Annotated in this window: 1 protein-coding gene; it reads right to left on the bottom strand. The window is 50.4% G+C overall.

The window, feature by feature from the left end; translation table 11 throughout:
* On the bottom strand, positions 1-282 hold a 282-nt coding region (locus tag NLF92_RS12765; RefSeq protein WP_254102584.1), incomplete at both ends, for a succinylglutamate desuccinylase/aspartoacylase family protein.

Below are 282 nucleotides of genomic sequence, written 5' to 3'. Positions count from 1 at the left end.
ATCCGGGGCCTTAAAGTAAGCAATGTGATATATCGCTTCGCCTTCCTGCGTGAGCGGGATATTTTGTTTGCCGATCACCACGCCTTCCGCTGGGCTGATGATATTTGCCTGAAAGGTGCCGAATGAATCTGCAATCACAGCCAGCACATCACCTTTTTCGACATGATCACCAAGTTGCGCAGAGTGCGTAATAAAGCCGCTCTCTGGCGCGCGAACCCAACCACTGGCACGGGCAATAAACGGTGTAATTGCTACCGTTTTTTTGCTACGGCTTTTGTTCAG

This window comes from Opacimonas viscosa, assembly GCF_024199005.1.
GTDB lineage: Bacteria > Pseudomonadota > Gammaproteobacteria > Enterobacterales > Alteromonadaceae > Opacimonas > Opacimonas viscosa.
Note: the sequence above shows the minus strand (reverse complement) of the source record. Positions and strands in the feature narration are given on the sequence as shown.